At 63.4% G+C, this 19040-nt stretch carries 21 protein-coding genes; 18 read left to right on the top strand and 3 right to left on the bottom strand.

The features are described 5' to 3' along the window. Nucleotide 1: 1 nt before the first annotated feature. The 7 genes from AC2A04_RS06445 (at nucleotide 2) to AC2A04_RS06415 (ending at nucleotide 4227) form a co-directional block, all read left to right on the top strand. The gene (locus AC2A04_RS06445) at nucleotides 2-496 is read left to right on the top strand and encodes a VOC family protein (RefSeq protein WP_484211463.1); all 495 of its coding nucleotides are present in this window, start codon (nucleotides 2-4) and stop codon (nucleotides 494-496) included. Then, complete coding sequence (locus AC2A04_RS06440; RefSeq protein ID WP_484211462.1) at nucleotides 496-1170, top strand: glutathione S-transferase family protein; 675 nt, start codon at nucleotides 496-498, stop codon at nucleotides 1168-1170. Before AC2A04_RS06445 ends, AC2A04_RS06440 begins: the two co-directional genes overlap by 1 nt. A gap of 11 nt (nucleotides 1171-1181) precedes the next feature. Beyond that, the gene (locus tag AC2A04_RS06435) at nucleotides 1182-1622 is read left to right on the top strand and encodes an SRPBCC family protein (protein ID WP_484211461.1); all 441 of its coding nucleotides are present in this window, start codon (nucleotides 1182-1184) and stop codon (nucleotides 1620-1622) included. 104 nt (nucleotides 1623-1726) lie between these two features. Beyond that, nucleotides 1727-2689 carry a Crp/Fnr family transcriptional regulator gene (locus tag AC2A04_RS06430; protein WP_484211460.1) on the top strand — a complete coding sequence of 321 codons (963 nt, stop codon included), beginning with the start codon at nucleotides 1727-1729 and terminating at the stop codon, nucleotides 2687-2689. Next, on the top strand, nucleotides 2689-3603 hold the full coding sequence (locus tag AC2A04_RS06425) for a class II glutamine amidotransferase (RefSeq protein ID WP_484211459.1): 915 nt from the start codon (nucleotides 2689-2691) through the stop codon (nucleotides 3601-3603). The genes AC2A04_RS06430 and AC2A04_RS06425 overlap by 1 nt, the downstream gene beginning before the upstream one ends. 45 nt (nucleotides 3604-3648) lie before the next feature. Beyond that, on the top strand, nucleotides 3649-4008 hold the full coding sequence (locus AC2A04_RS06420; RefSeq protein ID WP_484211458.1) for a hypothetical protein: 360 nt from the start codon (nucleotides 3649-3651) through the stop codon (nucleotides 4006-4008). A 9-nt stretch (nucleotides 4009-4017) separates the two neighbouring features. Further along, nucleotides 4018-4227, top strand: a complete 210-nt coding sequence (locus AC2A04_RS06415; RefSeq protein WP_484211457.1) for a hypothetical protein — start codon at nucleotides 4018-4020, stop codon at nucleotides 4225-4227. A 51-nt stretch (nucleotides 4228-4278) separates the two neighbouring features. On the opposite strand, the gene AC2A04_RS06410 is transcribed toward AC2A04_RS06415, so the two are convergent. From AC2A04_RS06410 to AC2A04_RS06400, 3 genes are read right to left on the bottom strand one after another with little or no spacing between them, the layout of a single operon-like run. Continuing rightward, a complete protein-coding gene (locus AC2A04_RS06410; protein WP_484211456.1) occupies nucleotides 4279-5019 on the bottom strand; it encodes an SDR family oxidoreductase in 741 nt (246 codons plus the stop codon). 4 nt (nucleotides 5020-5023) lie between these two features. Next, the gene (locus AC2A04_RS06405; RefSeq protein ID WP_484211455.1) at nucleotides 5024-5476 is read right to left on the bottom strand and encodes a nuclear transport factor 2 family protein; all 453 of its coding nucleotides are present in this window, start codon (nucleotides 5474-5476) and stop codon (nucleotides 5024-5026) included. A 13-nt stretch (nucleotides 5477-5489) separates the two neighbouring features. Next, the gene (locus AC2A04_RS06400) at nucleotides 5490-5879 is read right to left on the bottom strand and encodes a nuclear transport factor 2 family protein (protein WP_484211454.1); all 390 of its coding nucleotides are present in this window, start codon (nucleotides 5877-5879) and stop codon (nucleotides 5490-5492) included. Between the two features lie 89 nt (nucleotides 5880-5968). Between AC2A04_RS06400 and AC2A04_RS06395 the strand changes: the two genes are divergently transcribed. The 11 genes from AC2A04_RS06395 to AC2A04_RS06345 all read left to right on the top strand — a co-directional run bounded on the left by AC2A04_RS06395 (nucleotide 5969) and on the right by AC2A04_RS06345 (nucleotide 18982). Continuing rightward, entirely contained in the window at nucleotides 5969-6826 is an 858-nt protein-coding gene (locus AC2A04_RS06395; RefSeq protein WP_484211453.1) for a DUF8021 domain-containing protein, read from the top strand. Next, nucleotides 6826-9045 (top strand): PQQ-dependent dehydrogenase, methanol/ethanol family, encoded by a 2220-nt coding sequence (locus AC2A04_RS06390; protein WP_484211452.1) that lies wholly within the window; start codon nucleotides 6826-6828, stop codon nucleotides 9043-9045. The genes AC2A04_RS06395 and AC2A04_RS06390 overlap by 1 nt, the downstream gene beginning before the upstream one ends. Nucleotides 9046-9053: 8 nt before the next feature. Then, the gene (locus AC2A04_RS06385; RefSeq protein ID WP_484211451.1) at nucleotides 9054-9551 is read left to right on the top strand and encodes a DUF3237 domain-containing protein; all 498 of its coding nucleotides are present in this window, start codon (nucleotides 9054-9056) and stop codon (nucleotides 9549-9551) included. 76 nt (nucleotides 9552-9627) lie between these two features. Beyond that, nucleotides 9628-11208 (top strand): FAD-binding oxidoreductase, encoded by a 1581-nt coding sequence (locus AC2A04_RS06380; RefSeq protein ID WP_484211450.1) that lies wholly within the window; start codon nucleotides 9628-9630, stop codon nucleotides 11206-11208. Next, the gene (locus AC2A04_RS06375) at nucleotides 11205-11624 is read left to right on the top strand and encodes a c-type cytochrome (protein WP_484211449.1); all 420 of its coding nucleotides are present in this window, start codon (nucleotides 11205-11207) and stop codon (nucleotides 11622-11624) included. The genes AC2A04_RS06380 and AC2A04_RS06375 overlap by 4 nt, the downstream gene beginning before the upstream one ends. Next, nucleotides 11624-11992 (top strand): twin-arginine translocation signal domain-containing protein, encoded by a 369-nt coding sequence (locus tag AC2A04_RS06370; protein ID WP_484211448.1) that lies wholly within the window; start codon nucleotides 11624-11626, stop codon nucleotides 11990-11992. Before AC2A04_RS06375 ends, AC2A04_RS06370 begins: the two co-directional genes overlap by 1 nt. A gap of 245 nt (nucleotides 11993-12237) precedes the next feature. After that, the gene (locus AC2A04_RS06365; protein WP_484211447.1) at nucleotides 12238-13008 is read left to right on the top strand and encodes a glutathione S-transferase family protein; all 771 of its coding nucleotides are present in this window, start codon (nucleotides 12238-12240) and stop codon (nucleotides 13006-13008) included. Continuing rightward, on the top strand, nucleotides 13005-13790 hold the full coding sequence (locus tag AC2A04_RS06360) for a glutathione S-transferase family protein (RefSeq protein WP_484211446.1): 786 nt from the start codon (nucleotides 13005-13007) through the stop codon (nucleotides 13788-13790). Before AC2A04_RS06365 ends, AC2A04_RS06360 begins: the two co-directional genes overlap by 4 nt. Before the next feature lie 3 nt (nucleotides 13791-13793). Then, nucleotides 13794-15359, top strand: a complete 1566-nt coding sequence (locus tag AC2A04_RS06355) for a class I adenylate-forming enzyme family protein (RefSeq protein ID WP_484211445.1) — start codon at nucleotides 13794-13796, stop codon at nucleotides 15357-15359. A gap of 50 nt (nucleotides 15360-15409) precedes the next feature. After that, nucleotides 15410-17512, top strand: a complete 2103-nt coding sequence (locus AC2A04_RS06350; protein WP_484211444.1) for a PQQ-dependent dehydrogenase, methanol/ethanol family — start codon at nucleotides 15410-15412, stop codon at nucleotides 17510-17512. Between the two features lie 45 nt (nucleotides 17513-17557). After that, nucleotides 17558-18982 carry an aldehyde dehydrogenase family protein gene (locus tag AC2A04_RS06345; RefSeq protein WP_484211443.1) on the top strand — a complete coding sequence of 475 codons (1425 nt, stop codon included), beginning with the start codon at nucleotides 17558-17560 and terminating at the stop codon, nucleotides 18980-18982. Nucleotides 18983-19040 lie beyond the last annotated feature (58 nt).

Here is a 19040-nt window from a genome sequence, read left to right as displayed (position 1 = left end):
CATGGCAAGCAAGATAGCCCCGCTCACGCTATGCCTGTGGTACAATGGCGATGCCGAGGACGCCGCACGGTTCTATGCCGAGACCTTCCCGAACAGCAGCGTGGATGCCGTGTTCAACGCTCCGGCCGACTTTCCCGGCGGCAGCGCGGGCACTGTCCTGACCGTCGAATTCACCGTGCTTGGCGCAAAGTGCATCGGTCTCAACGGCGGGCCGATCTTTCCCCATACCGAGGCATTCTCGTTTCAGGTCGCGACGGACACGCAGGCTGAGACCGACCGTTACTGGAACGCCATCGTCGGCAATGGCGGCCAGGAAAGCGCCTGTGGCTGGTGCAAGGACAAGTGGGGCCTTTCGTGGCAGATCACGCCGCGAGTCCTGACATCGGGCATGGCCGATCCCGATCCTGCCGTGCGCAAGCGCGTGTTCGAGGCGATGATGACGATGCACAAGATTGACCACGCGGCGATCGAGGCCGCGGCCAGGGGAGTGGCGTGATGCTCAGGCTCCATGGTCATCCATTTTCATCCTATACATGGAAGGCGCTGATCCCGCTTTATGCCAACGGCACGGCGTTTGAATTCGTCGGCATGGACGGAGACAAGCCCTTGTGCGCACAGTTTCCGGGAAGGGCCCATCCCGGCGGGCACATCCCCGTGCTGGAGGATGACGGCACGGTCGTGGTCGAGGCAACCTCGATCGTCGAGCATCTGGCCGTTCACTACCCCGGCGTTTCGCCGCTTATTCCAGCCGACCCCGCCGAAGCGGTGGTTGCGCGGATGATGGACCGCGTGTTCGATAATTATGTCATGGGCAACATGCAGCGCGTGGTGTCCGCCCACTTCGTAAATCGTGACAAGCCCGAACTGGGCTTGCGCGAAACACCGGACGCGAGCGAGATCGCCGCAGGCAAGGCGCGCCTTCGCCAAGCGTACGACTGGCTGGAAAACTGGCTGGGCGAACATCGCCTTCCGCCTCACGTGAGCATCGTCACCTGCGCCGCCGCACCCAGCCTGTTCTATGCTGACTGGATCGAGCGCATCGGTGATCATCGACCGCTGCTTGCCGCGCTGCGCGCCGAACTGCTCGAAATTCCTGCCGTGGCGCGCTGTGTCGAGGATGCCCGCCCCTTCCGCGCCTATTTCCCGCTTGGCGCGCCCGATCGCGACTGAAAGGACCTGCCATGAATGAGCTTTCGATCACCCGCACCATCGCTGCTCCGTCCGAGAAGGTCTGGGACGTGATGGTCAATCGGCAGGAGGAGTGGTGGTGCCCCAAGCCGTGGTACATCACCATCGTCGAGCAGGATCGACGCCCGGGCGGGCGCAGCGCGATGACCATGCATGGTCCGGAAGGCGAGGTGATGCCGCAGGAAGGCATCTATCTGGCCTGGGACGAAGGCCGCCGCTTTGCTGCGACCGACGCGGTGACCGGCGATCTGGTTCCCAGCGGGCCCTTCATGATCGGCATCTGGGAAGTGGAGCCAGATGGCGAAGGCTCACGCTATACCGCCCGCGCCCGGCACTGGACCGAAGAGGCAAGGAACCAGCATGCGGAGATGGGTTTCGAGGCTGGTTGGGGCGCATGTGCCGATCAGTTGAAGGCGCTCTGCGAAGCCGATTGACGCTTTCGCCGACACGGCGCAGTCTTTCCCACGCGAAAAGCAAGCCAGCGCCATGCACGGCACTAGGCAGAACGGGTCGCCAGCCTTCGGCATGGAGAGCGGCGATGGGAGAAGTCTTGCGAAACTCGCCGCAGCTGGCGGGCTTTGATTCAGACGAATGGCAGGCCCTTGTCGGCCATGCAGCGCGATTCGCGCTGCCGGCGGGGGAGACGCTGTTTCGGCAAGGCGATGCGCCTGACGCGCTTTACCTGGTGGAACGCGGGTCGCTGGAAATCGCGACCCGGTTGCCCGGTGACGAAGATGCGATCCTGTCTGCGATCCGTCCCGGCGAAATGGTGGGCGAGTTCGCCCTACTCGATGATGGGCCGCGTTCAGCGCGCGTTCGCGCCGTGGAAGATGCGGCAGGTCTTGCCTTGCCACGGGCCCGCTTCCTGGCTCTGCTGGCTGATGGATCGCCATGGGCGATCCGGTTGGGCCATGCGCTGCGGCGGCTGGTCGCATCGCGGACCCGAGCGACACTGGGACGGATCGTGGCCGAAGGGCTGTTCGATCCGGGCGCGTTGCGCCAGCTTCATGCCGGACCTGGCCCTGCCCGCGCGAAAGGTGATGCTGCCGCGTTGTGTGCGGGCATTTCGCGTCTGACCGGGGCAACCGCCGTATCGGGCCATGGCCAACTTTGCGCGACCGCTGCGGGCGCGACCATCGCGAGCCCTGGCAACATTCAGGATGGGTTGCACATTGTTCTGCGCGGAGCGGTGCGCGCCGGCGTGGTGCGTGGTGCGATGCAGGAGCAGGTCTTTGTGTTCGGCCCCGGCTGCTTTGTCGGGCTGACCGGCCACAGTGACGGGCAGGGCCAGCCGCTGCTGGTCACGGCAGCGGAGGATTCGCTGCTGCTGCACTTGCCCGCCGAAACGCTGGAGCAGCTCGAGCGCGAAAGGCCAGCCTGGCTGCCCTGGCTCCACACTGCGATGGGTCGGCAACTGGTGCAGGACCAGCGCAAGGCCAATCGTCATCTCGGGCGCTCGCTCGCGCTCAGCCGCTTCAATCATGCGGGGGAGGCCGCCTGATGTGCCGCATCCTCAGCTATCTCGGGCGTCCGGTGGTTCTCGAGGACCTGCTCTATTCGCCCGACTCGTCGTTGTTGAACCAGACGATCGGGGCGCAGATGCTGCAGATGCTGAATCTGGCAGGCTTCGGCATGGCAGCATGGGACGAGGGTAGCCATCAGCCGGAGGCGCCGTTCCGTTATCGCACCACGCAGGTTGCGCTGTTCGACCGCAATCTCAAGGCGCTGGCAGGCAAGCTTCGCCCTTCGGCCCTGCTCGCGCACATTCGCGGCGTGCCCTACAATTCCGGCGTGCAGGTCAACGAGCAGAATTGCCACCCTTTCCGCTTCGAGGGCGTGCCCCTGTGCATGGCGCACAATGGCGATCTTGCCGGTTTCCGCGACATGCGCTTCGATCTCGTTCCGCACCTGCGCCCCGAATTCGCGCGCCAGATCCAGGGATCGACCGACAGCGAATGGATATACGCGCTGGTCGTCTCGGCGCTCGCCGATCCGCACGTGGTGAATGAGCCCGACGCGATCCTCGCAGCGATTCGCCGAGCGCTCACTGTCCTGCGCGCGGCGCGTGCGCGGCACGGGATAACCCGGTCCAGCTCGGCCAACCTGATGTTCTGCGATGGCGTCAATCTTGTCGCCGTCCGCTTCACCTTCGACTTCGGCCGGTTCGATGCCGGGCAGTTGCAGGGCACCACCGAGTTTCTTTCGATGTGGTACACCTTCGGCCGCGACTACGGTTTGCACGACGGCGAATGGAAGCTGACCGGCGGTGCAGCAGGGGCCGACAGCGTCATCGTCGCCTCCGAACCGCTCACCCGGGACTTTGCCACCTGGATCGAAGTGCCCGAATACTCCGCCCTCGTCGTCCGCCGCGACGGAATGCGTCGCAGAGCGGAGATACATGCGCTGGAAGTCTGACCGGTCGGTGTTATCCTCGCCCTTCCTTTGAAGGGGGACATAGTGATGAGCCTGTTCGATTCGATCCTTGGCCAGGTCGCCAGCAACGTCGACGTGAAGAACCTTGCCGCAAAGGTCGGCCTCGATCCCGATCAGGCAGAAAGCGCTATTGCCGCGCTTGCCGCCGGCCATCAGTCGAAAGGCGACACCATCGAGACGGCCGCCGCCAATTCGGGCCTCGATGCGTCGAAGCTTCAGGAGATCGTCAGCCACATCGGCGGCGAAGGCGCACTCGGCAGCTTTGCCTCTATGCTCGGCCAGCACCCCGACGCCCTGAAGAAAGTTACCGGCTTCCTCGACAAGGATGGCGACGGAAATCCGATCAATGACCTTGCGGGTATGGCCAAGGGCCTGTTTGGGGGTTAATCCGCCCCCATGCTCGACGCTGCGCTTTCCCTGATGATGCTCGCCGCCATCGCCCTTGTCGGCGGGGCGGTGTTCCTGCTGCGGCGGGGCGAGCGCAAACGTCCGGCACTGATGCTGACGCTTGCGGGGATCATGGTCATGAACCTGATCATCTGGACCTTGCCGGACAAGGCGGGCACCACGCTGGCGGGTGCAGCCGCCCAAGGGCCGCAGCAGTAGAGCACTTTCCGACCAATCACGATGATCCGCATTGGTCGGAAAGTGCTTCAATCACCCCAGCTCGATGCACCCGCCATCGACGCACAGATCGACGCCGTTGATGAAGCTCGCCTCCGCGCTGGCAAGGAACAGCACGGCCCGTGCGATTTCCTCGGACGTCCCCATGCGCCCGATCGGAACAACCGAGGAAAGCATGTCGCGCATGCCCTGGATTTCCTCGTCGCTGGCGTCGCGCTTGAAGATTTCGGTATCGGTCGGTCCGGGGCTGACCATGTTGACGCGGATGCGGCGTGGCAGCAGCTCCTTGCCAATGATCCGCGCCATCGCGCGAAGCCCGGCTTTGGCTGCTGCATAGGCGACATTGCCTGGCACAGCGGCCATCGAACCGATCGAGCCGGTGATCACGATCGATCCGCCGTCACGCATCAGGGGCAAGGCCTTCTGGATCGCGAAGAAAGCGCCCCGCAGGTTGACGCTGTGGATGCCGTCCCAGAATTCGGGCGTTACGTCGGGCACCATCGCGAAACCGCCGACGCCCGCGTTGACGAACAGGACGTCGATCCCGCCAAGCGCTTCCTCGATCTCGGCAAGGGCTGCGGCGGTCTGGTCGAGGTCGCCCATGTCGGAGCGGATGCACAGGGCATCGAGTTCCTCGGCAACGTCGCGCAGGGTTTCTGCATTGCGCCCCGTCAGGGCAATCTTTGCACCCTCGGCGGCGAACATCCTCGCGGCGGCAAGGCCGATCCCGGCGTTGCCGCCGAGGATCGCGACGCACTTGTTGTCGAACCGCATCGCTTCAAAACATCGTGTTGGTATTGGCGGCGGTTTCGGGCACGGGCGAGAGCACATCCCAGTGTTCCATCACCTTGCAGCCCTCGACCCGGAAGATGTCGACGACGGCAAAACCGCGCTTGGCCGCTGCATCGCCCGTCTCGTTCCAGCCGTGGCTATGCACCGCAACGAGGTTTCCGTCGGCGATAATCCGGTGGATCGTCGTCTTCTGCGACGGGTTGTTGGCGACGAACGGTTCAAGGAAGGCAATCGCGGCGTCGCGCCCGGTGGCCGCGAAGGGATTGTGCTGGATATAGCCCGGATCGACCCACTTCTCGAAGGAGGAGCGAACCTTCTTCTGGATGTAGAATTCGTCCATGAACTGGCTGACGACCTCCTTGGGGGTCAGCTTGCAATCCTCCGCATGGGCGGCGGTGGCGGTCAGGCTCAGGGCAATCGCTGTAGCAAGCAGGCGCATCGTTTCTCTCCCTTCAAAACATGCTGTTGTGGTTGACCGGTTGTGCCGGCACATCCTGGATCACGTCCCAGTGTTCGACGATCATGCCGTTTTCGCAACGGAAGATATCGACCACGGCAAGCCCCGGGTCGGCGGGCCAGCGTTCGACATGGGTGTGGACGATCACATGTTCGCCATCGACGAAACTGCGGTGGATGGTCTGCCGCGCATCGGGCGATTCGACGCGCACGCGATCGAGAAAGGCCTTGAGCGCATCAATCGTGGGTTCGGCCAGCGAGGAGTGCTGGACATATTCGGGCGCGATGTAGCGGTCCACCGCCGTGCTATCCATCGCGATCAGCACCTTGTTGTACATCTCGATCACGAGGTCGTGATTGGCCTGTTCCTGCGCCGTGCGGGACATGCGTTCTCTCCCCTTTATTTATAACAATTGGTAGAGTATGCCTTGCATCAAGAAGGCCGTCAAAGCCTCATTCATCCTTGGGAGACGTGATGACCCGCGCAGAGCTCTACGCTGTTCTCGACCGGTTTCTGGCCGCATTGAATGCCCGTGACTGGCAGTCGCTCGACTGGGCGCCGGGGGCGCACCACAGCGAGAACAACGTCATGCTGGAAATCGGCGATGGCGTCTGGGGGACGATCGACCGGCTGGGCGATTACCAGCTTCGCTTTGCCGATGTGAAAACGGGGCAGGTCGGCTTTTTCGGCACGGTGATCGAGCCGATCGAGGAATCGGCGTTCACGCTGCGCCTTGCGGTAAATGGATCAGGCCAGATCGCCGAGTGCGAGATGCTGATCGTTCGCCAGTCGGACAGCGGCATCAAGTTCGAGAACTGCCGCTACTGGGACAAGCCGATTCTCAACCGCGAGCCCGAAGCGCCGGCTTCACGCGAGGAGATGGTGCGCCTGTCCGACGGCTACTTCGATACGCTCCAGCGCAACGACGGCACGATCCACACGAAGTTCCATCCTGATTGCAACCGCGTGGAAAACGGCGTCCAGACCACGCGCAATCCCGAATTCGCCAAGATCGTGCCCGTTTCGGGGCTGGGCTGCGAAGAGCAGTTCCGCATGGGCAACTACCGCTACGACGACGACTTGCGCGCGCGGCGCTTCCCGCTGGTGGACGAAGAGCGCGGCCTTGTCCTGGCGTTCGGCTTCATCGACCATTCGGGTCGCCTGCGCGAATATCAACTGACCGATGGCCGCACGGTGAAAAGCCCGGTTCTGCGGCCGCACAGCTTTTATATCTCGGAACTGTTCAAGATCGATCGCGGCATGATCGAGCAGATCGAGGCGAACTTCATCACCGTGCCCTACCGCATGCCGTCCCCATGGGATTCGCTGTGATGCGCCGCGTGATGACCTCGTTCGTGCACAGTCTTGCGAGAGGGCGCGGCGCGCTGGTCGTGGGCGCGCTGGCTCTTGCGGCCTGCGCGGTCTCGGCGGTGCCCCTGCAGCAGGGTGCGGGCAGCCAGTGGACCAGCCCCGGTGGCGATCCGGGCAAGACGCATCATTCGCTGCTGACCGCGATCGACGCTGCGAACGTCGATCAACTGGGCCTTGCCTGGTCGGTCGATCTCGACACCACGCGCGGACAGGAAGCCACGCCTGTGGTCATCGATGGCGTGCTCTATACCTCGGGCATCGCAGGCAGGGCCTATGCCTTCGATGCTGCAACCGGCAAGGAACTGTGGCGGTTCGAGCCCGAGGTCGACATGCAGGTTAACCGCACGGTTTGTTGCGACATGGTCAATCGCGGAGTGGCCGTGGCGCAAGGCAAGGTCTTCGTCGCCGCGCTCGACGGCTGGATGTACGCGCTCGATGCGAGGACGGGCGCGGTCGTGTGGAAGAGCGATTTCATCGAGAACCGAGCCAAGGGCGACAATTCGACCGGGGCGCCCGAAGTCGCGGGTGACGTCGTCGTTATCGGCATGGGCGGCGCGGAATACGATGTGCGTGGCTATGTCACCGCGCTCGATCTCGAAACGGGCAAGCTGCGCTGGCGCTGGCACGTGCTGCCGCACGATCCCAAGCTGGGGCCTCAGGAAACGCCCGAACTCGAGGCCGCGCTCAAGACCTGGGACCCGAACAGCCGCTGGGATATCGGCGGCGGCGGGAGCCCGTGGGACGCGATCAATTTCGATCCGGAAACCGGGCTGGTTCTCGTCGGCACCGGCAATGGCGGTCCCTATGCCACGTCGAGGCGTTCACCCTCGGGTGGGGACAATCTCTACCTCGCCAGCCTCGTCGCGCTCGATCCCAAAACCGGGCGCATGAAATGGCACTTCCAGGAAACGCCGGGCGACAACTGGGATTTCACGGCCACCCAGCCGATGATCCTGACCCACATGGCGATCGAGGGCGAGGACCGTCCGGTGCTGCTCCATGCGCCCAAGAACGGCTTCCTCTATATCCTCGACCGGCGCGACGGAAAGCTGCTGCGCGCCAATCCGATCGTGCGCGTGAACTGGACCAAGGGACTCGATCCGGTAACTGGACGCCCGGTCCCCGCGCCCGAGGTTGCGGACTATACCACCGGGCCCAAGATCATCTTCCCGGGCACGCCAGGCGCGCGCAACTGGCATCCGGCGTCCTATGATCCGACAACCGGGCTCTACGTCGGCGCGGTGCTCGACATGGGCAATCTGATGTTCATGACGCCGGGCCAGAAGCCGGCGCGCGCGCGCGCACTCAATAACGATGCGGCGCTGATCTTCACGCCCGATGTCGAAGCGGCCTTGCCGACGCTGCCGCCCGAAATCGGCGATGCAGTCCGCAAGCTTCCAGCCTTTGCAGAGGCCAAGCGCAATCCCGCGACGACGCAGATCCGCGCCATCGATCCGTTGACCGGCAAGACGGTGTGGGCGGCCGATACCGCGGGCTGGCAGGACCGTGCCGGGGTGCTCACCACCGCCAGCGGCCTGACCATCCATGGCAGCGTCACCGGCAAGCTCTTCGTGCGCGAGACGAAGACCGGCAGGCTGCTGAAAGAAATCGATACCGGCAGCCCGATCATGGCCGCGCCGATGACCTATTCGGTCAAGGGCGTGCAATATGTCGCGGTCCTGGCTGGTTGGGGCGGAGGCGGTTATCCGTTCGTGCCGCGCTATTCGGCGGCCTATGCACGGGGCAACATGAACCGGTTGCTGGTGTTCAGGCTGGGTGGCGGCAAGGTGAAAATGCCCGATCTGCTTCCCGCGCTGGACGTTGCGACGGAGGCACCTGCACAAGCCCCTGGCGTCACCGCAGCAACCATCGCGCGGGGGCAGGGACTGTTCTTCGGCAATTGCGCGATCTGTCACGCCAACCAGCCGCGCTCGATCACGCCTGATCTGCGTCGGATGCAGCCGGCAACGCACGATGCGTTCCGCCAGATCGTGCTCGAAGGCCTGCTCACGCCAAACGGCATGCCGCGCTGGGACGATATCCTGAGCGTGGACGATGCCGACGCGATCCACGCCTATCTTATCGACCTGCAAGGCAAGACCCGTGCGGACGAACTGGCCAAGCAGAAGGCCGGAAAGCCGCTCGACGGGCCGAGCCTCACCATTCTCTCGAACTATTGAGCCACACCATGGACTTCTCCACGCTCGACAATCCCCGCCTGGAATTCGCCTTCGCCTGCCGCCTGCGCTTCACCCGCGTGCAGATGGTGCCAGACCTGCCATCGGGCGGGATGCGCAGCGCGGTCTACGTCGACGAGGGCGAGTTCGAAGGGCCGCGCCTGAAAGGCCGCGCGGTGCCCAATTCGGGCGGCGACTACGCCTTCTTCCGCCCGGATGACACTGCGGTATTCGACGCGCGCTACATGCTCGAGGTCGATGACGGCACGCTGATCTACATGCAGAACAAGGGTTTTCTGTGGGGGCGTGAGCCCGGCACGATGGACCGGTTGCGTGCCTGGGCCTTTGCCGGCGGCGACCCGGTGCCGCACGCCGAATATTATCTGCGCGCCCAGCCGACCTTCGAGACGAGCGCGGGCAAGCACGACTGGCTGACCCGCCACGTCTTCATCGGGGTGGGCGAGCGCAAGCCCGACGGAAATTACGTCAAATACTACGCGCTGACCTGACCGCTTGACGCGACGGTGACGAACGCTACAAACAGTAACAATTGTTAGAAACAAGAATGACGGGAGAGTTTGAACGGTGAAGCTGCACCTGCCCCCGCGCGTCAGTCCCAAGCAGTTCCAGGCGGCAATGACCGCCTTTGCCGGCGTTGTCGGCAAGGAATGGGTGATGGACAGCGACGCCGATCGCGATGCCTATTCCGATACCTATGCCCCTGGATCGACCGAGGAATGGCCGGCGTCTGCCGCTGTCGCGCCTGCCAGCGTCGATGAAGTGCGCGCGATCGTGCGCCTTGCCAACGAGCACAAGACGCCGCTCTGGCCGGTCGCGCGTGGCAAGAACCTTGGCTATGGCACGGCCGCGCCGCGCCTGCCGGGCACGGTCGTGCTCGACCTTGGCCGCATGAACAGGATCCTCGAACTCGATACGAAGCTGGCCTATTGCGTGGTCGAACCGGGTGTCGGCTTCTTCGATCTTTACGAGCACATCCAGCGCGAGAAGGCGCCGCTGTGGATGTCGGTCCCTGGCAACGCCTGGGGCTCGGTTCTGGGCAACGCGCTGGAACACGGCATCGGCTACACACCCTATGGCCTCCACGCCCGCAACCTGTGCGGGATCGAGGCCGTGCTCCCCGACGGCGATCTCTTGCGTACCGGCATGGGTGCGATGAAGGACAATCCGTCGTGGCACCTCTTCCCGATGAGCTACGGCCCCACGTTCGATCTTGCCTTCACGCAATCCAATCTCGGCGTGGTGACCAAGGCCGGCGTGTGGTTGCAGCCTGCACCCGAAAGTTCGCTCGAACTGGTCTGGGACATCCCGCAGGTCGATGACATCGGCTGGGTGATCGACACGGTGACGCCGCTCAAGATTTCCGGCCTGATCGACCAGAACGTCTTCATCCCATCGTGGCTTGGCAAGATGGTTCTCAAGGGCCAGCGGCGCGATTTCTGGGACAAGCCTTCGGCTATCCCGGACTGGCGCGTGGACGAATTGCTCAAGCAGTACAAGCTCGGCTACTGGCAGGTTGCGCTGCGGCTCTATGGCGAGGAGGGCGTGGTCAAGGCCAAGGCCGAAGTGGTCAAGGCGGCGATGAGGCGCCATCTCGACGCCGCTCCGGCGGAGAACTGGTGGCATCCGGGCGACTATATCCATGGGGTGGACACCACGATGGGCATTCCGTCTGCGGTTCCGCTGCAGATGTCGGACTGGATCGGCGGTCGCGGGGCGCACATGGGCTTCTCGCCCGTTGTCCCTGCCACGGGCAAGGCTGTGCTCGACCAGATGCATCGCAGCCGCAAGATCATCGCCGACTTCGACGTCGATTTCTACGCCAGCTTCACCATCGGCGGGCGCTTTGCCAACAACGTCAACATGCTGATGTACGATCGCGACAACCCCGAAGAGGTCGTCAAGATGCGCAAGCTGTTCGACGCGCTGATCGTCGAGACGGCGAAGGCCGGTTACGCCGAATACCGCACGCATCTGGGCTGGATGGACCCGGTGATGGAGACGTTCGACTTCAACAACCACGCGCTGCGTCGCTTCGGCGAGAAAGTGAAGAACGCGCTCGATCCCAACGGGATCATCGCACCGGGCAAGCAGGGCATCTGGCCCGCTGCCTATGCCGACGCGCGCGGAAGGAGCAACAAGGCATGAACCGCGCAACGCTCCTGCTCGTCGCCGGTATAGGCCTTGCCGCAACTGCCGTGCTGGCCGCGCCTCCGGGTCCGATGGGGCCGCCCCCAGGCCCGCCGCCGCCCTACCAGATGCGACCGGTCGCACCCGAGGGTGACCGGCTCAAGGCCGGTGGCGATGGCAAGGTGCTGTTCGAGGTCCACTGCGGATATTGCCACCTGAATGGCGGCATGGGCACCAACTTGCTGACCAAGCAACAGGTCATGGCGGGCAACACGCCCGACAAGGGCCTGCTCGCCAATCGCGAAGACCTGACGGCAGACTACGTCAAGTCCGTGGTGCGCATCGGCAAGGGCGCCATGCCGCAGCAGACCAAGGTCGACATTACGGAGGCAGAGCTGGAAGCCGTGGCGAAGTACCTCGGAAAGGCCGGATGATGCGGTTTTCCCGACGCTCGATGCTCAAGGGCGGGGCGATGGCGGGCACGGCGGTCGCCATGCCGACCGTAGCGATGTCTGCACAGGCCCTGCCGCTGGTCATCTTCGACAGCCGCATTCCCGAATCCGTGGCCTTCGCTGCCACGCAGGCCGGCCTTCGACAGCTTGATCTTGCTGCTGGCACCGAAAAGGCCTGGCGCGCGCTCGGCAATCCACGGCGCGTGACGGGGCTCACGCGATGGAGCGACTGGACAGCCTTGCGGGGGGTCCTGGAAGAGCAGGGTCTGCGCCTTTCGGACGAAATGCGCGCGGCCGCCCCACTCTCGGGCCGCACGCACCTCTTCCGCTGGTCAATGGCTTCGCGCTAGTCCGCGTGGTCTTGCTTTATGGAAAGGGGCACGTTTCCTCGCGGGGACGTGCCCTTTTTTACGTGCCGGTGCGTTTCACTGAGTGAAACACCGATCAAGCGCCGGGTGCGCCGCCAACCCAAGTCCTGCAAGCACACGAGCAACATATTGTCAGGTATGCGGGCTTGACCCGCGCTCCCGCTGATTTAGTATGTAACACTAACAAATTTCGGCACGACCGGAATCGGGAGAGAGGCAACGATCGGATGGACGAGGTAACCCTCTATCACTGGGAGCCGAATGCAAACTCGGGCAAGCCCATGCTTGCGCTGATGGAGAAGGGCATCCCCTTCACCAGCCGCTATACCGACATGCTGCAGTTCGATCAGCACAAGCCCGAATACCTCGCGATCAATCCGCAAGGCACGATTCCCGCGATGACACATAACGGACACGTGCTGACCGAAAGCACCGCGATCATGGAATACGTGAACGAGCGCTTTGCCGGACCCGATCTCATGCCCACAGATCCGCAGGACCGCTGGCGCGTGCGCTGGTGGATGAAGTTCATGGACCAGTGGCTCGGGCCCAGCTTCTCGATGATCGGCTGGAGCGTGTTTGTCGGGCCGATGGTGCGCCAGCGCGATCCGGAGGAATTGTCCGCAGCTATCGACCGCATCCCGCTGCCCGAGCGCCGCACCGCGTGGCGCAAGGCGATCAACGGCGATTTCTCGGAAAGCGAGATGGCCGAAAGCCGTCGTCGCGTCGGCCTTGGCATCGCCAAGCTGGAAGAGGAACTGGGCAAGCGGCCCTATGTTGGCTCTGAACAGTATACCCTGGCCGACATCAACATCTTCAACAGCACCTATTCGTTGCCGCTGTCGCAGCCCGATCTGGCCGGCAAGGACAAGACGCCGAACATCATGCGCTGGCTCAAGCGCGTCTACGCACGCGACGCGGTCAAAAGGACTTGGGCGATGGGCAAGACCGACCTCGCCAGCCGCTATGGCCTGATCATGGCGGAGATCGAGGGATGAGCACGATCCTGTATCACGGGCAGCCCAACGGCGCCTCGCTTACCGTACTGGCCGCGCTGGAGGAAACCGGCCTGGCCATGGAATGCCGTCCGATCGACCTGTTGGCGGGTGAGCGCCATTCGCTTCCCGGCCTGTCCGATTCCGTCGCGCTCGATCTCGGCGTCGAAGGCGAGGGACCTGTACTGGTGATCGATGGCGAGGCCATGACCGAATCCGTCTTTCTCGCTCAGTACATGGACGAAGCAGCGGGCGGGGCGGGTCTTCAGCCGAGCGATGCCTATGCCCACTGGGAAATGATGATGTGGTGCCGCCAGATCACCGAGCGCCTGTCGCCCGCTGCGGCGCTGCTTGGCAATCTGGCAGGATCGCAGGCGGCGATTGCGGCAATCCCTGCCGATGCCTTTTCCGCATTGACCTCGCGCATCGCGTCCGATGACCTGCGCGCGCGCTGGATTGCGCTGCATGACGATGTGATCGATGCCGCGCAGATCGCCGACAGCGAGGCCAAGGTTCATGCCGCCGTCGATCGCTGCGAGGCAAAGCTTGCAGACGGTCGCGAATGGCTGATGGGCCCGTTCTCCATTGCGGACCTCGTGACCTTCTCGTGGCTTGCGGGAATGCGCCTGCTTCGTCCCGATGCCTTTGCCGGTGCCGCAAGCACGAATTCCTGGCTCGACCGTGTTGCCGCCCGTCCTTCCGTCGTCGCGGCACTTGCCCGCGCTACCGTTTCCGAACCGCTCCGCGCTTTTGCTCCGGGGCCAGAAATCAACCGTTGGGGATAACCAATGCGCGCCATCGACTATTTTGACCGCGGTCACGACCGCAACCCGCAGCGTCTCGCGATCGTCGATACCGAAACGGGCCTGAAGCTGACCTTTGCCGAGACGAAGGCGCTGTCCGAACGGATCGCCGCCGCGCTGCAGAAGGGTGGCTTCGAGAACCAGGACCTGCTCGGCCTCTATGGCCCGAACGACGGCATGCTGCTGGTCGCCCTGCTTGCGATGTGGCGCGCCAATGGCAAGTGGGTGCCGGTCAACACGCGCAATGCGATCGATGCCAACGCGGCCTACATCAATTACGTTCGCCTCAAGTGGATGGTCTACCACTCGTCCAAGGTCGACGAGGTCGAACAGCTCAAGGCACTGTGCCCCACGCTCCAGCACTTCGTGTGCCTCGACAAGCGGATCGGCGATGACCCGAGCCTCGAGGAGTTCATCGCCGGAGTCACCGAAGCAGACTTCGTCGAGCCCGAGATCGATGCCTTCGGCAATCTGATGGACATGGTCGGCATCTTCCCTACCGGCGGAACGACCGGTCCGTCCAAGGGCGCGAATGTCACCAATCTCGGCTGGGGCACGATGATCGAGACTGCTGCCGATGGCATGGGTGGACGCACGGATGCGCCGGTAGCGCTGGTTTCCGCGCCGATCACCCATGCGGCCGGTCCGATCGCGCTTTCGACGATGAGCCTTGGCGCGACGCAGATGATCCTGCCCGGCTTCGATGCCGAGGACGTGCTCAAAGCGATCGCGGACTACAAGGTCACGCACATGTACCTGCCGCCAACGGCGATGTACCAGCTGTTGGCCTCGCCCGAGATCGGCAATCACGATTACTCGTCCTTGCGGATTTTCATCCTCGTCGGCTCGCCCTGCAGCCCCGAAAAGCTTCGTCAGGCGGTCGAAATCTTCGGCCCGGCGATGTGTCAGTCCTATGGCCAGGTCGAATGCCCGATGATCGTGGCGTGGTTTCCGCCCGAGGACGTTGCGCGCTTTGCTTATGAAGCGCCCGAGAAGCTCGCATCCTGCGGCAAGCCGACCCGCTCGATCAAGGTAGCCCTGCTTGACGACGACGGCAACCAGGTGCCGCTGGGCGAGGCTGGCGAGATTTGCGTGCGCGGCGCGCTGGTGACGCATTCCTACTTCGAGAAGCCCGAGGAAACCGCTGAAATCCGCAAGTTCGGCTGGCATCACACCGGCGATGTCGGCAAGTTCGACGAGGAAGGCTACCTCTACATCGTCGACCGCAAGAAGGACATGGTCGTCTCGGGCGGCTTCAATGTCTTCACCGCCGAGGTCGAAGCCGCCGTCACCGAACTGGCGCAAGTGCGAGAAGCGTGCGTGTTCGGTATCCCGCATGAGAAGTGGGGCGAACAGGTCCATGCGGTTGTGGTGGCAGAGGGTATATCCGACGCAGAGATCATCGCCTACACCAAGCAGCGCCTGGGCGGGGTCAAGGCTCCCAAGTCAGTTGAATTTGTAGACTCGATTCCTCGGACCGCAGCAGGCAAGATGGACAAGAAAGCGCTCCGCACGAAGTATTGGGGTGATTCACAGCGAATGGTGAACTGATCCGCCGGAAAGTGGACAGTTGGGAGAAGGTTAAGGTTATGCGGTTGAAAATGTTGCCGTTATTTGCCGCGTTGCTGCCTCTGGCAGCGTGCAACATCAAGAGCGACGGCGGGGCCGAAGTCGCGGTTGCCGCATCGGGCGTTACCGATGCGCTGATCGCACAGGCACCTGAGGGCGAATGGTTGAGCTATGGCCGCGACTACGGCGAACAGCGATTTTCTCCCCTTGCGCAGGTAAATGACGGCAATGTAGGCCAGCTTGGCCTCGCCTGGTTCCACGATATGGAAACGGCACGCGGTCAGGAAGCCACGCCGCTGATGCACGACGGGAAGCTTTTCGTTTCCACCGCGTGGTCGATGGTGAAGGCCTTCGACGCCAAGACCGGCGCACTTCTATGGTCCTATGACCCTGAAGTTCCGCGCGAGACCCTGATCCGCGCCTGCTGCGATGCGGTCAATCGCGGGGTCGCACTCTATGGTGACAGCCTGTTCGTCGGCACGCTCGACGGGCGTCTCGTCGCGCTCGACCAGAAGACCGGCAAGGTGCTGTGGTCGAAGGTCGTCGTGCCCAACCAGCAGGATTACAGCATCACCGGCGCGCCGCGCGTGGTGAAGGGCAAGATCCTGCTCGGCAGCGGCGGCTCCGAATACAAGGCGCGCGGCTATATCGCGGCTTACGACGTGAAGACCGGCAACGAGGTCTGGAAGTTCCACACGGTCCCCGGCAATCCGGCGGACGGCTTCGAGAACAAGGCGATGGAAAACGCCGCCAAGACCTGGGCCGGCGAATGGTGGAAGCTCGGCGGTGGCGGCACCGTGTGGGATTCGATTACCTATGATCCGACCACCAACCTCGTCCTCTTTGGCACAGGCAATGCCGAGCCGTGGAACCCTGCGCCCACCGGACGCGAGGGCGATACGCTCTATACCTCGTCGATCGTCGCGGTGAATGCCGATACGGGCGAATACGCCTGGCACTATCAGGAAACGCCGGAAGACCGCTGGGACTTCGATTCCAACGCGCAGATCACGCTGGCCGATCTGATGATCGATGGCCAGAAGCGCCACGTCGCACTCCACGCGCCGAAGAACGGCCATGTCTACATTCTGGACGCCAAGACCGGACAGTTTATCTCGGCAACGGCTTATGCTCCGGTCAACTGGGCTACGGCGATGGACCCCGCCACCGGTCGTCCAACGATCAACCCGGAGGCGCTGTACGAGAAGACCGGCAAGCCGTTCATCTCGCTTCCCGGCGCAGCCGGCGCGCACTCGTGGCAGCCGCAAAGCTTCAGCCCGAAGACCGGTCTTCTCTACATCCCGGCCAACCTAGCTGCTTATCCTTATCTTGCGGCGAAGGACTGGAAGCCGACCGATATCGGATTCCAGACCGCGCTCGACGGCTTCAACGTCTCCATGCCGGCGGACAAGGCCGCGCGTGATGGTGCGCTCAAGGCGACGACCGGCGCACTGATCGCGTGGGATCCGGTGGCGAAGAAGGAAGCCTGGCGGGTCAGCATGACCAGCCCGTGGAATGGCGGCATCCTGTCGACTGCTGGCAATCTGGTGTTCCAGGGCAACGCCGAAGGTAACTTTGCCGCATACACCGCCGACAAGGGCAAGCAGCTCTGGTCGTTCCCGGTGCAGTCGGGCGTGATCGCTGCGCCGATGACCTATTCGATCGGTGGCGAACAGTACGTTGCAGTGCTGGTCGGCTGGGGCGGCGTCTGGGACGTGGCCACCGGCGTTCTCGCGCACAAGGCGAAGCAGCAGCGCAACATCAGCCGTCTCGTGGTGTTCAAGCTCGGTGCAAAGAACACTCTGCCTGCAGCCCCGCCGATGGCCAAACTCGTGCTGGATCCCCCGGCACTGACCGGCACGCCTGCACAAGTGGCGGCAGGTGGCGATCTGTTCGGCCGTTACTGCAACGTCTGCCATGGCGATGCCGCGGTGGCTGGGGGCGTAAACCCCGATCTGCGCCACTCGGCTGCGCTCAATGCGCCGGAAGCCATCCGCTCGATCGTGATCGACGGCGCGCTCCAGCACAACGGCATGGTCTCGTTCAAATCGGCGCTCAAGCCCGAGGATGCGGACAACATCCGCCATTACGTGATCAAGCGCGCCAATGAAGACAAAGCGTTGGAAGCACGCTGAGAGACTGCTATACGATAGAACAATCATAACTGATTGGAGAGAGTCATGACACAACTGTATCCTAACCTGATCGACGGGGAGCTGGTCACGACCGAAGCTTCGCTCGATGTCGTCAACCCGGCCAACGAGCAGGTGATCGGCCGCGTCCCGGCCTGTGGCGCTGCCGAACTGGACCGCGCCGTTGCCGCCGCGCGGGCCGCCTTCAAGACCTGGTCGAAGACTCCGGTCGACGATCGTCGCGCCGTCATCCGCGCCATGGCCGCCGCCATCGACGCCAACTTCGACGAGCTGTTCCGCCTGCTTACGGCAGAACAGGGCAAGCCGCATCAGCAGGCCCAGTTCGAAATAGGCGGCTGCTCGGCGATGATGAACGCACAGTCGACGTTGACCCTCGAAGAGACGATCAACGAGGACAGCGACGAACGCCTCAGCCGCACGCGCCGCGTGCCGGTCGGCGTAGTCGGCGGCATCGTGCCGTGGAACTTCCCCGTGCTGATGGCCGTGCAGAAGATCGCGCCTGCGATCCTTTCGGGATGCACGATCGTGCTCAAGCCCTCGCCGTTCACGCCACTGACCACGCTGAAGTTTGCCGAGCTGATCAAGGACATCGTGCCTGCAGGCGTCGTCAACATCATCACTGGTGAAGACGCGCTGGGTCCGATGATCACTTCGCACCCGGATATCGACAAGATCACCTTCACCGGTTCGACCGCGACCGGCAAGAAGATCATGGAAGGGGCATCGAAGGATCTCAAGCGCATCACGCTTGAACTTGGTGGCAACGACGCCTCGATCGTGCTTCCCGATGCCGACGTCGCCAAGGTGGCCGAGCAGCTGTTCTGGTCGAGCTTCACCAACGCTGGCCAGATCTGCGTTGCAGCCAAGCGCATCTATATCCACGAGGATATCTATGACGAGATGAGCGCCGCGATTGCTGCTTATGCCAGGACCGTGACGGTCGGCGACGGTGCCAACCAGGGCACCGGCGTGGGTCCGATCCAGAACAAGAAGCAGTTCGACCGCGTTTGCGAACTGATCGAGGATGCCAAGGCCAACGGCTACAAGTTCCTTGTCGGGGGCGACGTCGATCCTTCGGGTTCGGGCTATTATGTGCCGATCACGATCCTCGACAATCCGCCCGAAGACGCGCGCATCGTGGCCGAAGAGCAGTTCGGTCCGGTCATGCCGCTGATGAAGTTCTCGTCCGACGACGAGGTCATCGCGCGCGCCAACAATTCGGACTACGGCCTGGCGGGCGCGGTCTGGACCAAGGACATCGATCGTGGCGTGGCGATTGCCGAACAGCTTGAAACCGGCACTGTCTGGATCAACGAATTCCTCCACCTGTCGCCCTTCGCGCCGTTTGGCGGGCACAAGCAGTCGGGCTTCGGTGCTGAATACGGCATCGAGGGTCTGAAGGAATTCACCTACAGCCAGGTCATCACGGTCAAGCGCGACGCGTTGGTCTGATCCAGCAAGAGCCCTCTCCTCATCAGGGGGGAGAGGGTCGGGAGAGGGGATGCGCGCG

Source organism: Novosphingobium sp. HNCC26DJ243, assembly GCF_057180545.1.
Note: the sequence above shows the minus strand (reverse complement) of the source record. Positions and strands in the feature narration are given on the sequence as shown.